General features: G+C 61.1%; 18 protein-coding genes and 2 pseudogenes. 15 read left to right on the top strand and 5 right to left on the bottom strand.

The window, feature by feature from the left end; genetic code table 11:
* Window positions 1-10: 10 nt before the first annotated feature.
* The gene (locus KCG39_RS07310) at window positions 11-649 is read right to left on the bottom strand and encodes a TetR/AcrR family transcriptional regulator (RefSeq protein ID WP_004119185.1); all 639 of its coding nucleotides are present in this window, start codon (window positions 647-649) and stop codon (window positions 11-13) included.
* Between the two features lie 126 nt (window positions 650-775).
* Here KCG39_RS07310 and KCG39_RS07305 point away from each other — a divergent pair, with 126 nt between their 5' ends.
* From KCG39_RS07305 to KCG39_RS07295, 3 genes are all read left to right on the top strand, one after another.
* The gene (locus KCG39_RS07305; RefSeq protein WP_142468160.1) at window positions 776-2629 is read left to right on the top strand and encodes a bifunctional sugar phosphate isomerase/epimerase/4-hydroxyphenylpyruvate dioxygenase family protein; all 1854 of its coding nucleotides are present in this window, start codon (window positions 776-778) and stop codon (window positions 2627-2629) included.
* A 79-nt stretch (window positions 2630-2708) separates the two neighbouring features.
* Entirely contained in the window at window positions 2709-4028 is a 1320-nt protein-coding gene (locus KCG39_RS07300; RefSeq protein WP_004119189.1) for an MFS transporter, read from the top strand.
* A 23-nt stretch (window positions 4029-4051) separates the two neighbouring features.
* Window positions 4052-4888, top strand: coding sequence for a shikimate dehydrogenase family protein (locus tag KCG39_RS07295; RefSeq protein WP_004119191.1), 837 nt, complete (start codon window positions 4052-4054; stop codon window positions 4886-4888).
* A gap of 51 nt (window positions 4889-4939) precedes the next feature.
* Here the strand turns inward: KCG39_RS07295 and KCG39_RS27770 are convergent.
* Both KCG39_RS27770 and KCG39_RS07290 read right to left on the bottom strand, forming a co-directional pair.
* Window positions 4940-5089, bottom strand: a pseudogene (locus KCG39_RS27770) (hypothetical protein); the annotation flags it as partial.
* A gap of 96 nt (window positions 5090-5185) precedes the next feature.
* A complete protein-coding gene (locus tag KCG39_RS07290; RefSeq protein WP_004119193.1) occupies window positions 5186-5992 on the bottom strand; it encodes a DNA-binding transcriptional regulator in 807 nt (268 codons plus the stop codon).
* Between the two features lie 191 nt (window positions 5993-6183).
* Between KCG39_RS07290 and KCG39_RS07285 the strand changes: the two genes are divergently transcribed.
* The 9 genes from KCG39_RS07285 to KCG39_RS07245 all read left to right on the top strand — a co-directional run bounded on the left by KCG39_RS07285 (window position 6184) and on the right by KCG39_RS07245 (window position 16070).
* On the top strand, window positions 6184-7848 hold the full coding sequence (locus KCG39_RS07285; RefSeq protein WP_004119197.1) for a bifunctional 3-(3-hydroxy-phenyl)propionate/3-hydroxycinnamic acid hydroxylase: 1665 nt from the start codon (window positions 6184-6186) through the stop codon (window positions 7846-7848).
* Between the two features lies 1 nt (window position 7849).
* Window positions 7850-8794, top strand: a complete 945-nt coding sequence (gene mhpB / locus KCG39_RS07280) for a 2,3-dihydroxyphenylpropionate/2,3-dihydroxicinnamic acid 1,2-dioxygenase (protein ID WP_004119199.1) — start codon at window positions 7850-7852, stop codon at window positions 8792-8794.
* 17 nt (window positions 8795-8811) lie between these two features.
* A complete protein-coding gene (gene mhpC, locus KCG39_RS07275; RefSeq protein WP_004119201.1) occupies window positions 8812-9678 on the top strand; it encodes a 2-hydroxy-6-oxonona-2,4-dienedioate hydrolase in 867 nt (288 codons plus the stop codon).
* Between the two features lie 9 nt (window positions 9679-9687).
* A complete protein-coding gene (gene mhpD / locus KCG39_RS07270) occupies window positions 9688-10494 on the top strand; it encodes a 2-keto-4-pentenoate hydratase (protein WP_004119203.1) in 807 nt (268 codons plus the stop codon).
* Window positions 10487-11437 (top strand): acetaldehyde dehydrogenase, encoded by a 951-nt coding sequence (gene mhpF, locus KCG39_RS07265; RefSeq protein ID WP_004119206.1) that lies wholly within the window; start codon window positions 10487-10489, stop codon window positions 11435-11437. The genes mhpD and mhpF overlap by 8 nt, the downstream gene beginning before the upstream one ends.
* The gene (mhpE, locus tag KCG39_RS07260) at window positions 11434-12450 is read left to right on the top strand and encodes a 4-hydroxy-2-oxovalerate aldolase (RefSeq protein ID WP_004119209.1); all 1017 of its coding nucleotides are present in this window, start codon (window positions 11434-11436) and stop codon (window positions 12448-12450) included. The genes mhpF and mhpE overlap by 4 nt, the downstream gene beginning before the upstream one ends.
* A gap of 74 nt (window positions 12451-12524) precedes the next feature.
* On the top strand, window positions 12525-13721 hold the full coding sequence (gene mhpT / locus KCG39_RS07255; protein ID WP_004119210.1) for a 3-(3-hydroxy-phenyl)propionate transporter MhpT: 1197 nt from the start codon (window positions 12525-12527) through the stop codon (window positions 13719-13721).
* A gap of 140 nt (window positions 13722-13861) precedes the next feature.
* Window positions 13862-14596 carry a purine nucleoside phosphorylase YfiH/LACC1 family protein gene (locus KCG39_RS07250; protein WP_142446612.1) on the top strand — a complete coding sequence of 245 codons (735 nt, stop codon included), beginning with the start codon at window positions 13862-13864 and terminating at the stop codon, window positions 14594-14596.
* A 70-nt stretch (window positions 14597-14666) separates the two neighbouring features.
* The gene (locus KCG39_RS07245; RefSeq protein ID WP_004119215.1) at window positions 14667-16070 is read left to right on the top strand and encodes a CBM96 family carbohydrate-binding protein; all 1404 of its coding nucleotides are present in this window, start codon (window positions 14667-14669) and stop codon (window positions 16068-16070) included.
* A 197-nt stretch (window positions 16071-16267) separates the two neighbouring features.
* Here the strand turns inward: KCG39_RS07245 and KCG39_RS07240 are convergent, their stop codons facing one another.
* Complete coding sequence (locus tag KCG39_RS07240) at window positions 16268-17848, bottom strand: rhodanese homology domain-containing protein (RefSeq protein WP_211811576.1); 1581 nt, start codon at window positions 17846-17848, stop codon at window positions 16268-16270.
* A 1-nt stretch (window position 17849) separates the two neighbouring features.
* A complete protein-coding gene (locus KCG39_RS07235; protein WP_004119221.1) occupies window positions 17850-18446 on the bottom strand; it encodes a cysteine dioxygenase family protein in 597 nt (198 codons plus the stop codon).
* Window positions 18447-18759: 313 nt separating this feature from the next.
* Between KCG39_RS07235 and KCG39_RS07230 the strand changes: the two genes are divergently transcribed.
* From KCG39_RS07230 to KCG39_RS07220, 3 genes and pseudogenes are all read left to right on the top strand, one after another.
* Window positions 18760-19653: a LysR family transcriptional regulator gene (locus tag KCG39_RS07230; protein ID WP_087828254.1), complete on the top strand. Its 894-nt coding sequence runs from the start codon at window positions 18760-18762 to the stop codon at window positions 19651-19653.
* 145 nt (window positions 19654-19798) lie between these two features.
* Window positions 19799-20900: pseudogene (locus KCG39_RS07225) on the top strand (LLM class flavin-dependent oxidoreductase).
* Window positions 20901-20937: 37 nt separating this feature from the next.
* Window positions 20938-22026 carry an acyl-CoA dehydrogenase family protein gene (locus KCG39_RS07220; protein ID WP_142468206.1) on the top strand — a complete coding sequence of 363 codons (1089 nt, stop codon included), beginning with the start codon at window positions 20938-20940 and terminating at the stop codon, window positions 22024-22026.
* Window positions 22027-22035 lie beyond the last annotated feature (9 nt).

The following is a 22035-nucleotide window of genomic DNA, read 5'->3' as shown; positions in this document are numbered from 1 at the left end:
CCCGCGTGCTTCAGGAAATCACAAAGCGAACCACCGCTTTCACCGCAATCTCGCAGTGGTGGGCAACCATCGCCTCATCATCAATCGCCGGCATCGGATCGTCCAGGTACAGGCTGCTAAAGGTGTAAAAGTTCGACACCTGATAGAAGCTAAAGCTGCTGATCAATCGATGCACATCGCGCGCTTCCAGCCCCGCCTGAAACACTCCCTGCCGCTGGCCGCGCTGCAGAATATCTTCCAGAATCGACAGGGCGGTGCGGTTTAGCGGTTTCAGCTGGCCCGAGCTTTTTAGCCACTTCCCGCGCTGCATGTTTTCCATACAGATGACCCGCATATAGTCGGCGTGAGTGGCGTGATAGCGCACGCTCCACTTCACCAGTTGCACCAGCGCCTCGACCGGCGGCACGTTTTCCAGCCCAAGCTGCTGCTCGGTTTCGCGGATCCTGGCGTAGACGTGCTGCAGCACGGCCTGATAAAGCTGCTCTTTCGTCTTGAAGTAATAGACCACCATGCGTTTGGTGGTCTGCGCTTCGGTGGCGATTTGCTCCATCCGCGCCCCCGACAGTCCATGCTCGGCGAAAACGGTAATGGCGGCGGCGAAGATCCGCTCTTTCAGAGACTGCGCTTCGTCATGAGCAACGACGGACATAACGGCTCCTTTTCTTGAGATGCAAAAAATACACATATTGATCACAATTTAGCAACCAACCATGGCGCGATTGAACCAAATGATACATATTCAGGTCATTACCTCAGCCAATGACCCGAGGACACTATGTTGCGCTCCATCGCCACCGTCTCGATCTCCGGTACCTTACCCGAAAAGCTCCATGCCATAGCAGCGGCGGGCTATCAGGGCGTCGAAATCTTCGAAAACGATCTGCTCTATTATACCGGTACGCCGGCCGATATCCGCCATCTGGCGGTAGATTTAGGGCTAAAAATCACGCTTTTTCAACCGTTTCGTGATTTTGAAGGCGTCAGCCGCAGCCAGTTCGCCGCCAATATGGAACGCGCAAGGCGCAAATTTGCGCTTATGCATGAGCTGGGCTGCGACACTATGCTGCTGTGCAGCAATGTTCAGCCGGACTGTTCCGCCGACGTCGAGCTGCAGATCGCGGATTTGCGCGATCTGGCTGAACTGGCGGAGCAGGAACAAATCCGCATCGGCTACGAGGCGTTGGCCTGGGGTACCCACGTCAACCGCTGGCATCAGGCCTGGTCACGGGTCAATAGCGTCAACAGTCCGGCGCTGGGCATTGTGCTCGACAGCTTCCACGTACTGGCGCGCGGCGATACGCTGCAGCGACTGGGGGAAGTGCCGCCGGAAAAAATCACCTTTGTGCAGATGGCCGATGCGCCGCTGATGAAAATGGATATTCTGGAGTGGAGCCGGCACTTCCGCTGCTTTCCCGGTCAGGGGCAACTGCCGCTGGTGGATTTTGCCTGCGATCTTACCCGCTGCGGCTATCGCGGTCCCTGGTCGCTGGAAATTTTCAACGACAGCTTCCGGGCGTCGCCCAACGGCGCGACGGCGAAAGATGGCTATCGCTCGCTGCTGTGGCTGGAAGAGCAGGTCCGTCAGCGGCTGCCGGAAAGTCAGGTGCCGCTATTTTCGCCCGCTGAACTCCCCCTCTACGCCGGGCTGGAGTTTATCGAGTTTGCCGCTACGCCGGCGCAGGCGGACGAACTTGGACAAAGGTTGACGCAGCTCGGCTTTGCCGAGGAGGGGAGCCATCGCTCAAAACGAGTCTCCCTCTGGCGCAACGGCGGGGCGCGGGTGATAGTCAACGCACAGCCGCACAGCTGGGCCGACCATTTTCACCAGCGTCACGGGGTCTCCCTCTGCGCCATGGCGCTGCGCGTCAGCCAGAGCGCGGCGATCGTGGAACGCGCCCGCGCATACGGCTACGCCACCTGGCAGGGCGATGCCGGGCCGAATGAAAGCCCGATCCCGGCGGTTTGCGCGCCGGACGGCAGCCTCATTTATCTGATTGAGGTGGGGGACGACATCTATACCCGCGATTTTCATCTGCGCGCGAACCTCACGCCGCGCGACGATTATCGCGGTATCGATCATCTGGCTCTCGGCATGGAAGCGGACAGTCGCGATAACTGGATTATCTTTTTTCGCAGCGTATTCGGTTTTACGCTCGAACATGAGCAAACCCTGCCCGATCCTTACGGGCTGGTGCGCAGCCTGGCGGTGCGCAGTCCGCAGGGCGACATTCGCCTCGCGCTCAATATTTCGCAAAGCCGCGCCACGCAAATTGCCCGTTCGGTCGCCTGTTATCAGGGCGCCGGTTTACAGCACGCGGCGTTTGCCTGCCGCGATTTACCCGCCACCCTCGCCGGCCTGCCGCTGATTGCGGTCGACGCGCTGCCCATTCCGGCGAACTATTATGAAGATCTGCTGGCCCGTTTTGGCGAAGGTGCTCAGGTTAACCTTTTGAAGAATCATCAAATTCTTTATGACCGTGACGGCGACGGCGGGGAGTTCCTCCATCTTTATACCCGCCCATTTTCTGCCGGACGCTTTTTCTTTGAATTGACCGAGCGGCGCAACGGTTACGCACTTTATGGTGCTGTAAATGCAGCTGTACGCTTGTCAGCAATGCAGTACACCTAGTAATGTAGCAGATGGTTCACAACCCAATGTCGCAAACACAATAACAACATCCGGCTGTACCCTATGACAGGAAACGACTATGAACTCTTATAGCCACAATCAGACGACGGCCGCCGCCGCGTCCGACGTGCGGCCTTCCCGGCGGCGTATCGGTATTCTTGCGCTGCTGGCCGTCGGCACCATGATCAACTATCTCGACCGCACGGTGCTGGGTATCGCCGCGCCGCAGCTGACCGCTGAACTGGGGATTGATGCCGCAATGATGGGCATCGTGTTCTCCGCCTTTGCCTGGACCTACGCGCTGGCGCAGATCCCCGGCGGCATCTTCCTTGACCGCTTCGGTAATAAAGTCACCTATTTTCTGGCGCTGACCCTGTGGTCGCTATTCACCATGTTCCACGGCCTGGCGGTTGGCCTGAAGAGTCTGCTGCTGTGCCGCTTTGGCCTCGGCGTCAGCGAAGCGCCCTGTTTCCCGGTTAACAGCCGGGTAGTGAGCGCCTGGTTTCCGCAGCAGGAGCGCGCCAAGGCGACGGCGGTCTATACCGTCGGCGAATATCTCGGGCTGGCCTGTTTTGCGCCGCTGCTGTTCTGGATTATGGGCAGCTTCGGCTGGCGGGCGTTGTTTATTAGCGTCGGCGCCGCCGGGGTGTTGTTTGCGCTGGTGTGGTGGCGTTGTTACCGCGAGCCGCATGAGGATAAGCATCTTAATCAGCTGGAGCGCGAGCACATCGTCAACGGTGGCGGAATGTCCACCGGCGCGGAGCAGCATACCGCCTTTAGCTGGCCGCTGGTTCGCCAACTGCTGGCTAAACGGCAGATTCTTGGCGCCAGCATCGGGCAGTTTGCCGGTAATACGGTGCTGGTCTTCTTCCTCACCTGGTTCCCGACCTATCTGGCCACCGAGCGCCATATGCCGTGGATCAAAGTCGGCTTCTTCGCCATCATGCCGTTTCTCGCGGCGGCGGGCGGCGTCATGTTCGGCGGCTGGGTTTCGGATAAGCTGCTGAAGGCCACCGGCTCGGCAAACCTCGGGCGTAAGCTGCCGATTATCACCGGTCTCCTGATGGCGAGTACCATTATTGCCGCCAACTGGCTGACCAGCGATCTGGCGGTGATCATGGTGATGTCGTTCGCCTTCTTTGGTCAGGGGATGGTCGGGCTGGGCTGGACATTAATCTCCGATATCGCGCCGAAGGGCCTTGGCGGTCTGACCGGCGGCCTGTTTAACTTCTGCGCTAACCTTGCCGGGATCCTTACGCCGCTGATTATCGGTTTTATCGTTGCGGCCTCCGGCAACTTCTTTTACGCGCTTATTTATATCGGCGGCGCCGCGCTGCTGGGCGTAGCGGCCTATCTGTTTATTCTCGGCGATGTTAAACGTATCGAACTTTCGCAGTAGCGCAGTAGCAAAAGGAGCAGCAAATGGTGATTAGTGGAAATACGCGGCTGATAGCGCATCTTGGCTACCCGACCGCGAAGTTTAAAGCGCCGATGATTTACAACCCGTGGTTGGTTCATCAGCAGGTTGACGCCAAAGTGGTGCCGATGGGCGTCAAGCCCGAGGATTATGCCGCCTTTGTGCCGATGCTGTTTAAGATGACTAATATTATTGGCGCACTGGTCACCATGCCGCACAAAATCGCCACCTGCGGGTTGGTGCAGCGTCTGAGCCCAACGGCGGCGATAGCGGGGGCGTGCAACGCGATTCGTGCCGAAGCCGACGGTACGCTGAGCGGCGATATGTTTGACGGCGAAGGCTTTGTCCTCGGTATCAAACGTAAAGGATTCGCGACGCGCGGCGCCCGGGCGCTGGTGGTAGGCAGCGGCGGCGTCGGGTCGGCCATTGCCGCTTCGCTGGCGGCGGCAGGGGTTAGCGCCCTGACGTTGTACGACGTCCAGGCACAGACGGCTGAAGCGCTGGCCGGGCGTCTGCTTCAGCACTATCCTCGGCTGGATATTACGCTGATGCAGCGCGATCCGCAGGGGCACGATCTGGTGGTCAACGCCACGCCGCTGGGGATGAAAGAGGGCGATCCGCTGCCGTTAGATCCGCAGCGCCTGACGCCGGGAACCTTTGTCGGCGAAGTGGTCATGGCCCAGGAGTTCACCCCGTTACTGCAGGCGGCGCGGGCGGCGGGTTGTCCCATTCAGCGCGGCACCGACATGCTGTTTGAAATGATCCCTGCCTATCTGCGTTTTTTTAACCTGCCGGTAGCGACGCCGGAACAGTTGCGCGAGCTGGCGGAGATTTCCTACTAAACCGATCTGAACCTGCGTTAATCTATCGTTATATTTATAGTTATATAACGATTGGAACACCACGCCGCGGGTGACGTGGTCGGGGAGGGGCACTTTCCGGCCCAGTTGGTCGGTGAGGGTGCGGTCGGCAAAGGCCTGGCCGGCGAACAGGCTGGCGCTTTATAGCGTCAGGACGAAGAAAACGCGCGGATGTCTGGACATGATGGGCTCATTAGCAATGAATAATCGTTATATATTAAAGTACACAACAATGCCGAGCGCGATGGCTGACGGGCTATTTACCGCTAAAGAACAAGGTTATTGGTAAAAAACCTCTTCATCGGACATCCGTTCCTCAATTCGGCTGGCGACCTTTTGCAATGAGGCGAGGTACTTTTGCGCCGCCTGGTCGATAGTCATGGCCTGGGCCATATACACCAGGTTCAGGCAGCCGATGACCCGCTGCTGGCGGCGAATGGGGACGGCAATGGACGCGATTTTCTCCTCCTGCTGCCAGCCGCGAAAGTTTTCACCGTAGCCGTTTTGCCGGGTGCGTTCGAGGATGGCGACCAGCTTCTCCGGCTCGCGCGCCAGCTGATACTCCGCTTCCGGCCTGGCGGCCAGCATCTCAACGATCGGGCTTCGTTCATGTTCCGGGGCGAAGGCCAGCCAGGTCAATCCGGAGGCGGTCAGCAGCAGCGGCAGGCGGCGGCCGACCATCGCGCGGTGGAAGGAGAGGCGGCTGAAGCGGTGAGTAGTTTCGCGCACGACCATCGCATCGACGTCCAGAGTCGTGATATCGGTGGGCCATAAAACCTCCCGCAGCAGCTCGCCAAGCAGCGGCGTGGCGAGGGCAGAAATCCAATGTTCGTCACGAAATCCCTCACTTAACTGACGCACTTTAATCGTCAACCGGAAGCTGTCATCGGAGCGGCTGCGGCGCACGTAACCCTCGTCCTGTAGCGTTTCCAGTAGCCGCCTGACGGTGGTGCGGTGCAGGCCGCTAAACTCGGCCAGGGTGCCGACCGTCGCGCCTCCGTCGAATTTATTTAACAAATTTAATAACAATAACCCGCGGCTTAAACCGCGTACCGTTTTGTAATCCGCCGACGAATTTTGGTCCATGCTTCCTCTGTAAAAATCATATTAAACAATAATGTGCACCTGGTGCACGTTATGTGATGTTTTGATTGTAGCGTAAATCATCGCCCCTATACTGACCTCACTATAAAAATATATTCACATTTAGTTAACAAGTTGCCCGCATTGATTCTTCTGCAATGTTGGCAATGCGTTCGAAGCGTGAGGTTTTGAAAATGACAACATCTAATCCTGATATTCAACCGGCCGTACAGCACACCGCCCAGGTCGCGATTGTCGGCGCCGGTCCGGTTGGCCTGACCATCGCCAACTACCTCGGGCAGATGGGCGTGAGCGTCCTGCTGATTGAGAAGCTTGAGTCGCTGATCGACTATCCCCGCGCCATCGGTATTGACGATGAGTCGCTGCGGGCAATGCAGGCGGTGGGCCTGGTGGACAAGGTATTGCCGCATACCACGCCGTGGCACGCGATGCGCTTCATGACGCCGAAAGGGCGCTGCTTTGCCGATATTCAACCGATGACCGACGAGTTTGGCTGGTCGCGGCGCAACGCGTTTATTCAGCCGCAGGTTGATGGGGTGCTGTACGAAGGCCTTAGCCGCTTCCCCCACGTGCGTTGCCTGTTTTCCCGTGAAGTGGAGGCTTTTAGCCAAAATAGTGACAACGTCACGTTGAATCTCAAAGGCAGCGCCGGCGAACATGAAACCGTGCGCGCCGACTGGCTGGTGGCCTGCGACGGCGGAGCGAGCCTGATTCGCCGCACGCTCAATATCCCCTTCGAAGGTAAAACCGCGCCGAATCAGTGGATTGTTATCGATATTGCCAACGACCCGCTGGCGACGCCGCACGTCTATCTGTGCTGCGATCCGGTGCGTCCGTACGTGTCAGCCGCGCTGCCGCACGGGGTACGGCGCTTTGAATTTATGGTGATGCCCGGCGAAACCGAAGCCCAGCTCAGCGAGCCGCACAAGATGCGCCAGCTACTGAGCAAGGTGCTGCCGGACCCGGACAACGTCGAGCCGATCCGCCAGCGCGTCTACACCCATAACGCGCGCATCGCCGAACGCTTTCGCGTCGATCGCGTGCTGCTGGCGGGCGACGCCGCGCACATCATGCCGGTCTGGCAGGGGCAAGGCTATAACAGCGGCATGCGCGACGCCTTTAACCTGGGGTGGAAGCTGGCGCTGGTGGTGAGGGGCAAAGCTGGCGAGGCGCTGCTCGACAGCTACCAGCAGGAACGGCGCGATCATGCCAAAGCGATGATCGACCTGTCGGTGACCGCCGGCAACGTGCTGGCGCCGCCGAAACGCTGGCACGGCGCGGTGCGCGACGGTATTTCGTGGCTGCTCAACTATCTGCCGCCGGTTAAACGCTACTTCCTGGAAATGCGCTTCAAGCCGATGCCGCAGTATCGCGAAGGCGCGCTGCTGGCGGAAGGCGAAGGCAAAACGTCCCCGGTAGGCAAAATGTTTATCCAGCCGAAGGTCACGCTGGAGGGCGGTCAGGTGACGCTGCTGGATGAGGTGATGGGCGCGAACTTTGCCATCATCGCCTGGGGCAGCAACCCGCTGTGGGGGCTTAACGATGAGCAGATAGCCCGCTGGCGCGCCGTCGGCGTGCGGTTTATCCAGGTGGTGCCAGAAGTACAGATTCATTGCGATCAGGACAACGTGCCCGGCGTCATCCGCCTCGGCGATACGCAAAACCGCCTGAAAAGCTGGTTCGCGCAGCACGATACCGCCATCGCCGTGGTGCGTCCGGACCGCTTCGTCGCCACCGTGGCCATCCCGCAAACCCTGAGCAAAAAGCTCGACGCGCTGGCACGCAAGATGCAGCTGGCCGCCACGCAGGCAGCAACGACGATTGAACAGGTGGCCTGATATGAACGCGTATCTTCATTGCCTCTCGCATACCCCGCTGGTGGGCTACGTTGACCCGGAACAGGCGGTGCTGGACGAAGTGAACGGCACCATCGCCGACGCGCGGGCGCGCATTGCCGCCTTCGACCCGGAGCTGGTGGTGCTGTTTGCCCCCGATCACTACAACGGTTTTTTCTACGATGTGATGCCGCCGTTTTGTTTAGGCATCGGAGCGACCTCTATCGGCGACTTCAGCAGCGCCAGCGGCGTTTTGCCGGTGCCGACGGCGCTGGCGGAGGCCTGCGCCCACGCGGTGATCAAGGACGGTATCGATCTGGCGGTCTCCTACTGCATGCAGGTGGACCACGGCTTTGCGCAGCCACTGGAGTTCCTGCTCGGCGGGCTCGACAGGCTGCCGGTTCTGCCGGTGTTTATTAACGGCGTCGCCTCGCCGCTGCCGGGCTTTCAGCGTACCCGCATGCTGGGCGAAGCCATTGGCCGCTTTCTAACCACCCTCAATAAGCGGGTATTAATTCTCGGCTCCGGCGGCCTGTCGCATCAGCCGCCGGTACCGGAGCTGGCGAAGGCCGATGCCCATATGCGCGACCGGCTGCTGGGCAGCGGCAGGCAGCTGCCACCGGACGAGCGTGAATTGCGCCAGCAGCGGGTCATTAGCGCGGCGAAGCAGTTTATCGATGACCAGAACTCGCTCTATCCGCTCAATCCGGTCTGGGATACCCGCTTTATGAGCCTGCTGGAGCAGGGGCGGCTGACGGAGCTGGACGCCGTCAGTAACGAAGAGCTGTCGGCGATGGCCGGGAAATCAACGCACGAAATTAAAACCTGGGTGGCCGCTTTTGCCGCGCTATCCGCATTTGGCCGCTGGCGCTGCGAAGGCCGCTATTACCGACCAATCCCCGAGTGGATTGCCGGGTTTGGCTCGCTGAGCGCCGCCGCGCAGAACTGAATTAACGGGAGAAGATGATGAGCTACCAAACGCAAACCGAAGCCGCCACCAGCCGTTTCCTCAACGTTGAGGAGAACGGAGAGACATTACGCATCCATTTTAACGACTGCGGCCAGGGGGATGAAACCGTGGTCCTGCTGCACGGCTCCGGCCCCGGCGCCACTGGCTGGGCCAACTTTAGCCGCAATATCGACCCGCTGGTGGAGGCGGGCTACCGGGTCATTCTGCTGGACTGCCCCGGCTGGGGAAAAAGCGATTCTATCGTCAACCGCGGCTCGCGTTCCGACCTGAACGCCAGGGTGCTGAAAAGCGTGATTGACCAGCTGGATATCAGCAAGGTGCATCTGCTGGGCAACTCGATGGGCGGCCACAGCGCGGTGGCATTCACCCTGACCTGGCCGGAGCGCGTCGGCAAACTGGTGCTGATGGGCGGCGGAACCGGCGGCATGAGCCTGTTTACGCCGATGCCGACGGAAGGCATCAAGCTGCTGAACGGCCTCTACCGTGAGCCGACCATCGAAAACCTGAAAAAGATGATGAACATCTTTGTCTTCGATACTCGCGATCTGACCGAAGCCCTGTTCGACGCGCGCCTCAACAATATGCTGTCGCGCAGGGAACATCTGGATAACTTCGTCAAAAGCCTGGAAGCCAACCCGAAACAGTTCCCGGATTTTAGCCCGCGTCTCGGCGAAATCCGCGCGCAAACCCTGATCGTCTGGGGGCGTAACGATCGCTTCGTGCCGATGGACGCCGGGCTGCGCCTGCTGGCGGGCATTAACGGTTCCGAGCTGCATATCTATCGCGACTGCGGCCACTGGGCTCAGTGGGAGCACGCGGAGAGCTTTAACCAACTGGTGCTCGACTTTCTGGCGCGTCCCTGAGGAATCCTGATGACAACTTTATCTCTTGAACAACTGGCGCAGCGGCTGCGCGATGCCGAAACGCGCGGTCAGGCCATTGAGCCGCTGCGCGATACGCTTGGCGTTGACAACGCGGAAGCGGCCTACGCCATCCAGCGGATGAACGTACAGCACCACGTGGCGAACGGCCGCCGGGTGGTGGGGCGCAAGGTGGGACTGACCCACCCGAAAGTGCAGCAGCAGTTGGGCGTTGACCAGCCGGACTTCGGCACTCTATTTGCCGATATGTGCTATGGCGATAACGCCGAGGTCCCGTTCTCCCGGGTGCTGCAGCCGAAGGTGGAGGCCGAAATCGCCCTGCTGCTGAAACGCGATCTGCCGCATACCGATACTACCTTTGATGAGCTTTACGCCGCCATCGACTGGGTACTGCCGGCGCTGGAAGTGGTCGGCAGCCGTATACGCGACTGGTCGATTGGCTTCGTCGACACGGTCGCCGATAACGCCTCCTGCGGCGTTTACGTGCTGGGCAGCCCGGCGCGGCGTCCGGACGGGCTGGACCTGAAAAATTGCGCGATGCGCATGACCCGTAATGAGGAGGAGGTCTCCAGCGGGCGGGGCAGCGAATGTCTTGGCCACCCGCTGAACGCGGCGGTGTGGCTGGCGCGCAAAATGGCCAGCCTCGGCGAGCCGCTGCGGGCGGGCGATATCGTGCTGACCGGAGCGTTAGGCCCGATGGTGGCGATTAACGCCGGCGATCGTTTTGCCGCCCATATCGACGGTATAGGTTCAGTGGCGGCGACCTTTGTCGCCAAAGAGGAAGAGAGTGATGAGTAAACGTAAAGTCGCCATTATCGGTTCCGGTAATATCGGCACCGATTTAATGATCAAAATACTGCGCCACGGGCAGCATCTGGAGATGGCGGTAATGGTCGGCATTGACCCGGAATCAGACGGCCTTGCCCGCGCCCGGCGCATGGGCGTCGCCACCACGCACGAGGGCGTTGGCGGCCTGATGCGGATGGCCGAATTCGCCGATATCGATTTTGTTTTTGACGCCACCAGCGCCGGGGCGCACGTAAAAAACGATGCCGCGTTGCGCGAAGCTAAACCGGGGATCCGCGTTATTGACCTGACCCCGGCGGCCATCGGCCCGTATTGCGTGCCGGTGGTTAACCTCGAGGCCAACCTTGCCGAGGGCAACGTCAATATGGTCACCTGCGGCGGCCAGGCGACGATCCCGATGGTGGCGGCGGTCTCCCGGGTGGCGAAGGTCCACTATGCGGAGATCATCGCCTCGATTGCCAGCAAATCCGCCGGGCCGGGGACGCGCGCTAACATTGATGAGTTCACCGAGACCACCTCGCAGGCCATCGAGAAAGTCGGCGGGGCGGCGAAAGGTAAAGCGATTATCGTGCTGAACCCGGCGGAGCCGCCGCTGATGATGCGCGATACCGTGTATGTCCTGAGCGAAGCGGCGTCGCAGCAGGAAATTGCCGCGTCGATCGCCGAGATGGCGGCGGCGGTGCAGGCTTATGTGCCAGGGTATCGCCTGAAGCAGCAGGTGCAGTTTGAGGTCATCCCGGATGATAAACCGGTAAACCTGCCGGGGGTCGGCCGCTTCTCCGGCCTGAAAACGGCGGTTTACCTTGAGGTTGAAGGGGCGGCGCACTATTTGCCCGCCTACGCGGGCAACCTCGACATTATGACATCGGCGGCGCTGGCGACGGCGGAGAAAATGGCCCAGGCGATGAACGACACGGCGGGAGAAGCAGCATGAATGGTAAAAAACTCTATATCTCAGACGTGACCCTGCGCGACGGGATGCACGCGATTCGCCATCAGTACTCGCTCGACAATGTGCGCCAGATTGCCCGGGCGCTGGACAGCGCGGGCGTCGATTCGATAGAAGTGGCCCACGGCGACGGGCTGCAGGGTTCCAGTTTTAACTACGGCTTCGGCGCGCACAGCGACCTGGAGTGGATTGAAGCGGCGGCGGAGTCGGTCAGCCAGGCGAAAATCGCCACTTTATTGTTGCCCGGCATCGGCACGCTGCACGATCTGAAAAACGCCTATCAGGCCGGAGCGCGGGTAGTGCGGGTGGCGACCCACTGCACCGAGGCGGATGTTTCCGCGCAGCATATCGCCTTTGCCCGCGAACTGGGCATGGACACCGTAGGCTTTCTGATGATGAGCCATATGACCACTCCGGAGCAGCTGGCGCAGCAGGCCTTGAAGATGGAGTCCTACGGCGCGACCTGTATTTACGTGGTCGATTCCGGCGGAGCGATGAATATGAACGATATCCGCGATCGTTTCCGCGCCCTCAAGGCGGTGCTGAAGCCGGAAACCGCCACCGGGATGCACGCGCACCATAACCTGAGCCTCGGCGTGGCCAACTCCATCGTCGCGGTGGAAGAGGGCTGCGACCGTATCGACGCCAGCCTGGCGGGGATGGGGGCCGGGGCGGGCAACGCGCCGCTGGAGGTGTTTATCGCCGCCGCCGACAAGCTCGGCTGGAATCACGGTACCGATCTGTACGCTCTGATGAATGCCGCCGATGAGCTGGTGCGCCCGCTGCAGGACCGCCCGGTGCGGGTTGACCGCGAAACGCTGGCGCTGGGCTATGCCGGGGTTTACTCCAGCTTTCTGCGCCACAGCGAAGTAGCCGCCGGGCGCTACGGCCTGAGCGCGGTGGATATTCTCGTCGAACTCGGCAAGCGACGGATGGTGGGCGGTCAGGAGGATATGATCGTCGACGTCGCGCTGGATCTGCTCAATCGTCATCAATAAAAGCAACGCGCGGCTGGCAACGTATCAGCCGTCATTCATCTGCTCCGCTTGTCCGGATATCGCAAAGGTACCCTATGACCCAAACAACGACTGCAAGCAATTCGCGCCTGATGTTAACCGTCGGGCTCTGTTTTATGGTGGCTCTGATGGAAGGGCTGGATCTGCAGGCGGCGGGGATCGCCGCCGTTGGCATGGCGCAGGCGTTCGCGCTGGATAAAATGCAGATGGGCTGGATCTTCAGCGCCGGGATCCTCGGCCTGCTGCCCGGCGCGCTGGTGGGCGGCATGCTGGCGGATCGCTATGGCCGCAAGCGAATTCTGCTGGGTTCGGTGCTGCTCTTCGGCCTGTTCTCAATCGCTACCGCGCTGGCGTGGAATTATCCGACGCTGCTGCTGGCGCGACTGCTGACCGGCGTCGGCCTGGGCGCGGCGCTGCCGAATCTGATTGCGCTCACCTCGGAAGCCGCCGGTCCGCGCTTTCGCGGCAGGGCGGTCAGCCTGATGTATTGCGGCGTGCCCATTGGCGCGGCGCTGGCGGCGGCGCTGGGCTTTTTCGGCCTCGCCGCCGCCTGGCAAACGGTGTTCTGGGTCGGCGGTATCGTTCCGCTGCTGCTGGTGCCGCTGCTGCTGCGCTGGCTGCCGGAATCGCCGGTGTTTCAGCGCAGCGCGCAGGGCGTGCCGCTGCGCACGCTCCTCGCGCCGGGCAATGCTACCGCCACGCTGCTGCTGTGGCTGTGCTATTTTTTCACGCTGCTGGTGGTCTATATGCTGATCAACTGGCTGCCGATGCTGCTAGTCGGCCAGGGGTTCAGCGCCAGCGAGGCGGCGGGAGTGCTGTTTGTCCTGCAGTTTGGCGCCGCCTGCGGCACGCTGCTGCTAGGGGCGCTGATGGATAAGCTCAGCCCGCTGTGGATGTCGCTGCTGATCTATACCGGCATGCTGGCGTCGCTGCTGGCGCTGGGGACCGCGTCCTCGCTGACCGCAATGCTCTTCTCCGGCTTTGTCGCCGGACTGTTTGCCACCGGCGGACAGAGCGTGCTTTACGCGCTGGCTCCGCTGTTCTATCGCACCGAAATCCGCGCCACCGGCGTAGGCACGGCGGTGGCGATCGGCCGTCTCGGCGCGATGAGCGGCCCACTGCTGGCGGGCAAAATGCTGGCGCTGGGCACCGGAACCGTGGGCGTGATGGCCGCGTCTGCTCCCGGTATTCTGCTGGCGGGGGCGGCGGTATTCTGGCTGATGAGCCGACAAAAGCGCGCGGCGCTGGCCTGAGCATTTTCGCTGATTCCCGGGGCGGCGCGATAAAGCCGCGCCTTGCCCGGGCTACCGGGCTGGTAGCCCGGGAATCCACCTTGCGCATCCATCCACTTTGGCATAGGTTAAATCATCATCCATTGATTCTTCCGAGCATCATGTCTTTTACATCCCGCTTACTAAGCGATATCCCCGGTATCCGCTACGCCTTTCTCGACGTTCATGAAACCGCCGCCTTTCCCTATAGCGAAATGGCGCCGGTTAAACTGGTTCACAGCAATATCGTGCATGAGTATCGCGCGCCGCAGGCGGAGCGACCCAACGCCGATGCGATGTTTACCGCCGTCAGCGGGCAGAAGATGGGCGTGGTGACCGCCGACTGTCTGCCGCTGCTGATGGCGTCGCGAGACGGGCGCTATGTCTGCAGCGTACACGCAGGCTGGCGCGGCGCGGCCAGCGGAATTATCGACAATAGCCTCGCGCTGTTTCAGCGTTATCACGTCGACCCGCAAGATCTGGTGGTGGTGAGCGGGCCGCATATTCATGCCTGCTGCTATGAAGTCACCGGCGACTTCTACCAGGCGCTGCTGGCGATGCCCGCCGGCGAACTGGCAAAACGCCATCGGCAGCAGCTTTTCCTGCCCCATCAGGCGGCGTCGGAGGGTGAACAGGCGAAAGCGACCGGTGACGACAATTTTTGGTTCGATCTGCGAGCCTTTGCGCGTCTCCTGCTGCGCGAGGCGGGCGTGCCGGATGAAAACATGGAGTGGCTGGGGAGCTGTACCTACTGTACGCCGCAACTGCTGGGGTCGTATCGCCGGCGTACGCATTTTCCGGCGCCGAAATCATTTCAGTATTCATGGATCATGCGCGAGCCTGGTGAGACGAAATGATGTTTGATGATGTGTAACATCGGCGGTCGTTTGCTATCTCTGCACTCCTTCAAACAAGTAGGATTGCAAAATGAAATTGAACCCGTTCGCTGTATGTTTCGCACCGCTGCTGGCCGCCAGCGCGTTTTCCGCTCATGCTGGCCCGCAGGCCCATGTGGTCTGCGCATATCACCACACGTTGGGCGATGACGCCATCATGATGTTCGGCAAACCGAATCAGGCCATGTGGCATGATTTTTTTGGTAATACCCATACCGATGCGGTTTCCACCTATCAAACCCTGCGCGACCAGCCGGAAACCACCTGCGATAACAAGGCCGACAGTTCCGCCTACTGGGTGCCGTCAATGAAGCTGCCGGACGGTCAGGTGGTGACGCCGGCGTATCAAAAAACCTACTATCAGACCAGCAAAGTGGAACAGTATCCGCTGCAACCGTTCCCGGCGGGTCTCGAACTGCTGGCGGGAGACCATCATGGCTCGGCCCCCAGCTCGCGGATTACGTTTTTGTGCGCCAACGGGAAAGGCTACAGCAACCAGGCAGGGGAGGTCTGTGGACTGCGTAAAGGCGGCGATGCGGTACAGTTTAATATCGGTATTCAGTTCCCCAACTGCTGGGATGGCGTCAACCTGAAGCCGGCTCACGGGCACAGTAACGCGGCATATGATGTCAACGGCGCCTGTCCGAGCGATTATCCGGTGAAAATCCCGACGGTAAATATGAACGTTGCCTACGTTCTGCCGCAGATAACCTCGCTGGATACCGCAAAAATTCAGCTTTCACTGGATCCGGTTATGGACGGCGATAAGCGCGAAGAGCGCTGGGGCAGTATCTATACGGCGCACGCGGATTTTATGAACGGCTGGACGGTGGAAGGGGCGCACTATATGACCGAGCGCTGCATGAACAAGGGGATCGACTGCGGCAGCGCGGTGCCGTATCGCTTCACGACGGCGAAGGAGAATGCGCTGGTGGACAGCACCGAGCCGACGGTTGCCCACGCCGCACCGGAAAACCTGGTGGTGAGCGATAACTGGCAAAACGGCGGGCGGACGCATAACCCGGAAACCATGACGCTGGTGAAATTTCCTATCCCGCCGCTGCCGCAGGACCAGGACGCCTCGCTGTTTAAATATCAGCTGCGGATCTACGGCGGTAAAGTGGAGACCAACGGCGCGGATCAGATCTTCTTCTATCCGGCGAACAATGACTGGAGCGCCAGCAGCGTGACCTGGAATCATCGTCCACCCTGCAACTACAGCTCACAGGCGTCGTTGTATCTCAATTCCAAACGCGAATACCGGATGGTGGATGTCGATAAAGCGGTGCGCAAGGCGCTGGCGGAAGGCAAAACCGAGATTTCGTGGTATATCGGCGGCGACCGCCAGGGCAATCGCTATCATTTCGACCCGGCGGGCGCGCAGCAGGAGCCGATGCTGATGCTGATGGGCTTTAAAAATACGCCGGAGATCTGATTGCGTCCCTTCCCCGAGCTACTGGACCGCAGATGGCTGTGGACCCGTAGCCCGGGCAGGCGCTTTGCGCCGCCCCCGGGATTAGAGCGCAGAGTGGCATAATTTCCCGGAGGCGATGCTGCGCATCTGTCCGGGCTACGGTATGGCCGACGGTGGTGAGCCCTTAGCCCCGCTAAGCGCAGCGCGAGCGGGGAAATTCACAACACCGTAAACCCGTGCGTGCCATCGCGCTTGAGCTGTTCAACCAGGCCGAACTCCCAGTCGAGGTAGGCCTGCATTGCCGCGGGGGAGTTATCGGTACCTTCATACGGGCGCTGATAGCGATCGCTGCGCGGCGTCGCCAGATGCGTCTCGCCGTGCTCGAGCGCAAGCCCGGCGTCAATCCACGCCAGAGTGCCGCCGCTCAGCAGTCGCACCGGTTTACCGGTTAACGCCGCCACCTCAGGCACTGCATAGCGGGCCAGCAGGCTGCTGCCGCAGGTGACAACGTAACGTTCGGCGGAAGGGATAACCTCCAGCGCCTGGCGCAGCTGCGAACGTATCAGCCAGTAAGCGCCGGGAATGTGCCGGGCGACATAGTTGGCGCTGGTGGTGAAATCCAGTACCACGGTGCCCGGTTCCCGCAGCTGTTCCGCCAGCTTCTGCGCAGAGATCTCCTCCGCCTGCGGACCAGGCGGTACGCGGCCTGCGGGGGTACCGCGCTCGCTAAAATCTTCCGCGCGCGCATCGCGTAAGACCGCCACCTCCCAGCCCATCTGCGCCAGCCAGGACGCCGTTATCGGCGCGCGTATCTCGTCATCGGCAACCAGCACAATGCGCGCCCCGCGCACGCTGGCGAAATGGTCGGTCTCCTGCACCAGCTGCCCGCCGGGCGCGCTGACGCTCTGCGGCAGATGGCCCGCGGCATACTCTTCCGGACTCCGGACGTCGAACAGATAGGTGGTGCGTGCGGGCTGCCGCAGCCAGCGCTGAAGGGTGGGGCTATCGATAAAGGTGACTCCGGCGCGCTCCGCCAGCTGTCTCACCGTCGCCGCGCGTTCGGCTGGGGCGCGAAAATCGGCGTCGTAGCGCCGCTGCTGGGCGCGCTCAAGGTCAAACCCGGCTAAGGTCCAGCCGATGGTGCCGTTGCGCAGCGCGTAGACCGGGTTGGGCAAACCGGCATTGCGCAGCGACTGCGTGCCGATAATGCTGCGCGTGCGCCCGGCGCAGTTGACGATCACCGTCGCCTGCGATGACGGAACCAACCCCTCAATGCGCAGCGCCAGCTCCCCGCCGGGCACGCTGATGCTGCCGGGAATATTCATGGTGTGATACTCATCGAAACGGCGCGCGTCGACCACCACTACCTCCTGTGGGCTATCGAGCAGCGCTTTCACTTCCCCGGCGCTCAGCGAGGGGGTATGCCGCTCGCTCTCCACCAGCTCGCCGAACGCTTTGCTCGGCGAATTGACGTCCTGAAACAGTTCCCCGCCGCTGCGCTGCCAGCCCGGCAGGCCGCCTTCCAGCAGGGCGACATTTTCGTAGCCCCAGCTCTGTAGACGCTCGACGGCTCGCTCTGCCAGGCCCTCGCCGCCGTCATAGACGGTAATCGGCGTCGTCAGGCGCGGTACGCGCCGAAAAATGTCCAGCTCCAGCTTGCTGAGCGGCAGATTGGCGGCAAACAGCGGATGGCTGCGGGCAAAGTCGGCCTCTTCGCGAACGTCGATCAGCGCCAGCTCGGCGCCGTCAAGCAGCGCCTGGCGCAGCTGTGCGGCCGGACGATAAGAGCAGGTGGGCATATTAATTATCCTTTGAGAGATCCCAGATATTGGGTAAGTGGCGGTTGGAGTAACCGGAGACAAATGGTTTGACGAGGCCTTCCGGGGTATAAACCGCGCGCCTGACGCCGCCGATATTGCCGCCGTAAACGTGAATACTGATCGAGACGCTATCCGCCAGGGCGTTGCTCACCCGGTGAATATCACCGTCGCGGGAAGAGACTTTTTCCACCTCGCCTGGGGAAAGGCGTTCAGCAACGCCGCTGACCACCGGCTGGCCGCGCTCGTCCAGGCGGTAGCGCTGATTCTCCTCCGCGCCGCGCAGCATGCCGATGGCGCCCCACACCCGATGGTCGTGAATCGGCGTCGATTGCCCCGGGCCCCAGACGAAGCTGACAATGGAGAAACGCTGTCCGGAGTCAACATGCAGCAGGTACTGCTGATAGTGGTGGGGATGCGGCAGGGTGTACTCTTCCGGCAGCCAGTCATCTTTTTTCACCAGCGCGGCCAGGCGCACGGCCACGGCGTCGAGCAGGGCCTTCTCGTCGGCGAACTCGCGATGCAGTGCATCAAGGTCTTGAATAAACTGGCGTAATTTTTCCACTCGCGGTGCGGTCATGGTCGCTTCCTGTTGTCGGGACTGGTCTTTACGCTAGCAAAGGCGTTAATATAATTAAAATGCAATTTCCGCATATATTAATATGCAAAAATCACATTGATAGCCTACCCATCAAGTGTCATTGGCGCAGACAGTTTGAACACGGCCAGCGCGGAAGAACCGCAGCGTACACGTAGTACGTGAGGATTATTCGCTACGCTCCCCCTTCGGGCCGCCCTGAAGGCGTTCAAAACTCTATGAGTTTTGTCTGAGCACTGCCCAGGTTCAAAATGGCAAGCAAAATAGCTCTGATGGGCCAGGCTTTAAGGACGCTATGCGCATCGACGACATTGACGCACTGCTGGCCACCGTGCAGTTTTCCTCGCTTAACCAGGCCGCAGAATATCTTGGTATTACCCAATCAGCGATTACCCGGCGTCTGCAGCGTCTGGAACAAACCCTCGACGTGACGCTGCTGGAGCGTCAGACCCGGCCGCTCACCCTGACCGCCGCCGGGCACCGGGTTTACGAGCAGTGTTTGAGCATCAAGCGGGAGACCAAAAAGCTGTACGGCCTGCTCGACCCCGAAGCGGAACCACACGGTATTCTGCGTCTCGGCGTGCCGCAGAGCGTGGCGGAAATTGCCCTGCAGCCGGCGCTGGCCGCGCTGCGCCAGCAGTTTCCCGCTCTCCAGCCGCAGGTGACCTGCGGCTGGAGCGGTCTGCTGCAAAAGCGCCTCGAGAGCGTCGAGCTGGACGGGGTGCTGGCGATGGGGCCTGAGCAGCAACGCTTTGCCGAAGGCTACAGCGGAAGGCTGCTGTGCCCGCTGGATATCGTGGTGATAGCGGCGAAAAGCTGGCGCCTGCACGCCGGAGCGCTGCGCGACTGCGCGGAAAAAGGCTGGGTGCTCAATCCCGACGGCTGTGGCCTGCGGGCGGGGCTGATCCGCGAGTTGCAGTCCCAGGGGCTGCGCTTAGCGCTGAATGTCGAGACCGCGGGCGCCCAGCTGCAAATCAGCCTCGTGGCGCAGGGGCTGGGGCTTGGCCTGGTGCCGCGCGCCGCGCTGGCCGCCAGCCCGTGGCGCGATGACGTCGCCGTGCTGACCCTCGCTGACTTCCAGCCCGCGGTGCATCTGTGGTTGGTTCACGCGCAGAATCTGGCTAATCTGAGCCAGCCGATGACTTTTTTCGCCGGCAAAGTCGTTCAGCAACTGAACGTATCTGACTGAAACCTAAATACAATTTTTATCAATGCTTATCTCGCATATTAAGATATGATAAAAATGCATTTTGTTCATTAAGAGCCCGTGTATAGGGTAATGAAAACGCGCCGCCGCAGCGGTCCACTCATTATCCTGCTACAAGGAGTTCTGCATGAGCATTCAGTTTCTCGGCATGATCGGCCACCGCCTGTCGTCGGAAACCATCGCCCCGGTCGGTCCGGTTTTTGACCGCGATTACATCGTGCGTTTCGCGCAAACCCACGAGGCTGCCGGGTTTGACCGCCTTCTGGTGGGGCACTGGTCCGATCAACCCGATGGCTTTCTGGTGACCGCGCTGGCGGGCCTGTCGACGCAAAAGATCGGCTTCCTGTTGGCCCATCGTCCCGGTTTTGTCTCGCCAACCCTCGCCGCGCGTAAGTTCGCTACCCTTGAACACCTGCTGGGCGGCCGTCTGGCGGTGCATATCATCAGCGGCGGCAATGACGCCGAGCAGCGCCGTGACGGCGATTACCTCGATCACGACCAGCGCTATGCGCGTACCGATGCCTTCCTTGAGACCGTCCGCAAGGTGTGGACCGCCGAACAGCCGGTGGATATCGCCAATGATTTTTATCAGGCTGAACAGGCGTGGTCGGCGATTCGCCCGCTGCAAAAGCCGCATATTCCCCTCTACTTCGGCGGCTCCTCGGAAGCGGCCATCGCCGTGGCCGGTAAACATGCCAACGTTTTCGCCCTGTGGGGAGAGTCGCTGGCGCAAACCGCGGAAACCATCCAGCGCGTGCGGGCCGAGGCGGCGAAACATCAGCGCGAAATCGACTTCAGCGTCTCGTTCCGGCCGATTATCGCCGCGACCGAAGCCGAGGCCTGGGAGAAAGCCGAGCATATCCTGCACGTCGCCACCGAGCGGGCGGCGCAGAGCGGAGGCGGTTTCAAAGCCAAGCCCGACAGCGTTGGGGCGCAGCGTCTGCGGGCGACGGCGGCGCAGGGCAAGGTGGTGGATAAACGCCTGTGGACCGGGATCGCGCAGCTGGTAGGCGGCGGCCACAACTCCACCGCGCTGGTGGGCACCCCGGAGCAGGTCGCCGACGCGCTGCTCGATTACTACGACCTCGGCGTGCGCAACTTCCTGATCCGCGGGTTTGATCCGCTCAACGATGCTCAGGAGTACGGTAAGGCCCTGCTGCCGATAACCCGCGAAAAAGCCGCCCTGCGCGCGGTGGCGGAGCGCGCATCGTGATCGATCAGGCCAATGATGGCTGGGCGCGGCGGTTAACGGAGGTGCGCCAGCTGATGGCGGAGCAGGCGGCTAGCCTTGACGCCAACGGCGAATTTCCCCGCGACAATATCGACCGTCTGCGCCAGCGCGGTTTTTTAAGCCTCGCCGTGCCGCAGCAGTACGGCGGGGCAGGTGCCGATCTTCCCAGGCTTCAGCAGGCGGTCGCCGCCATCGCCTGGGGCGAACCGGCGACCGCGCTCATTGTTTGCATGCAGTATCTGCATCATCTGCGGCTGGCGGAAAACGCTGGCTGGGCCGAGCCGCTGCGTAAGCGGGTTTTTCACGATGCCGTCGAGCGGGGCGGTCTGATCAACAGCCTGCGGGTGGAGCCGGAACTCGGCTCTCCAGCGCGCGGCGGCCTGCCGCAAACCGTGGCGACCCGCCGCGCAGGGGGCTGGCAAATTAACGGTCACAAAATTTATACCACCGGTGTTGAGGGACTAAGCTGGCTGGCCGTCTGGGGACGGAGCGACGACGCTCGGCCACTGGTCGGCACCTGGCTGGTTCCAGCCGACAGCGAGGGCGTCAGCGTGGTGAAAAGCTGGGATCACGCCGGAATGCGGGCAACCGGCAGCCACGAAGTGGTGCTCAACAATGTGCGGGTGGCCGATGAGTATGCGGTGGACGTGTGGGCGGCCGATGCGCCTCCCGCGCCGGACGCCGAGCAGTTTCGTCTGTTTGCCAATCGCCATACGGCGCTACTGGCGGCGATCTACGACAGCGTGGCGCGCGCGGCCCGCGACTGGCTGGTGACGTGGCTGGGTACGCGTATTCCGGGCAGCCTTGGGCAACCGCTTTCCAGCCTGTCGCGCGTGCAGGAAAAAGTCGGCCAGATTGACGGATGGCTGCTGGTCAACCGCAGCCTGCTGGAAAAGGCCGCGCAGCTGGGCTTTTCCGCCATTGAGGCGAATCTGGCGAAAGTGACGATTACCGACAACGCCATTCAGGCGGTAAACCTGGCGCTGGAGCTGACTGGCAACCATGGCCTGAGTCGGCAAAATCCTCTGGAACGCCACTATCGCAACGTCCTGTGCGGTCGGGTACATACCCCGCAGAACGACAGCGCGTGGCTGGCGGCAGGCAAATACGCTTTTCAAAAATAAGGATAATTC

The organism is Klebsiella pasteurii, assembly GCF_018139045.1.
Taxonomy (GTDB): domain Bacteria; phylum Pseudomonadota; class Gammaproteobacteria; order Enterobacterales; family Enterobacteriaceae; genus Klebsiella; species Klebsiella grimontii.
This window is presented reverse-complemented; position numbering and strand designations above follow the sequence as displayed.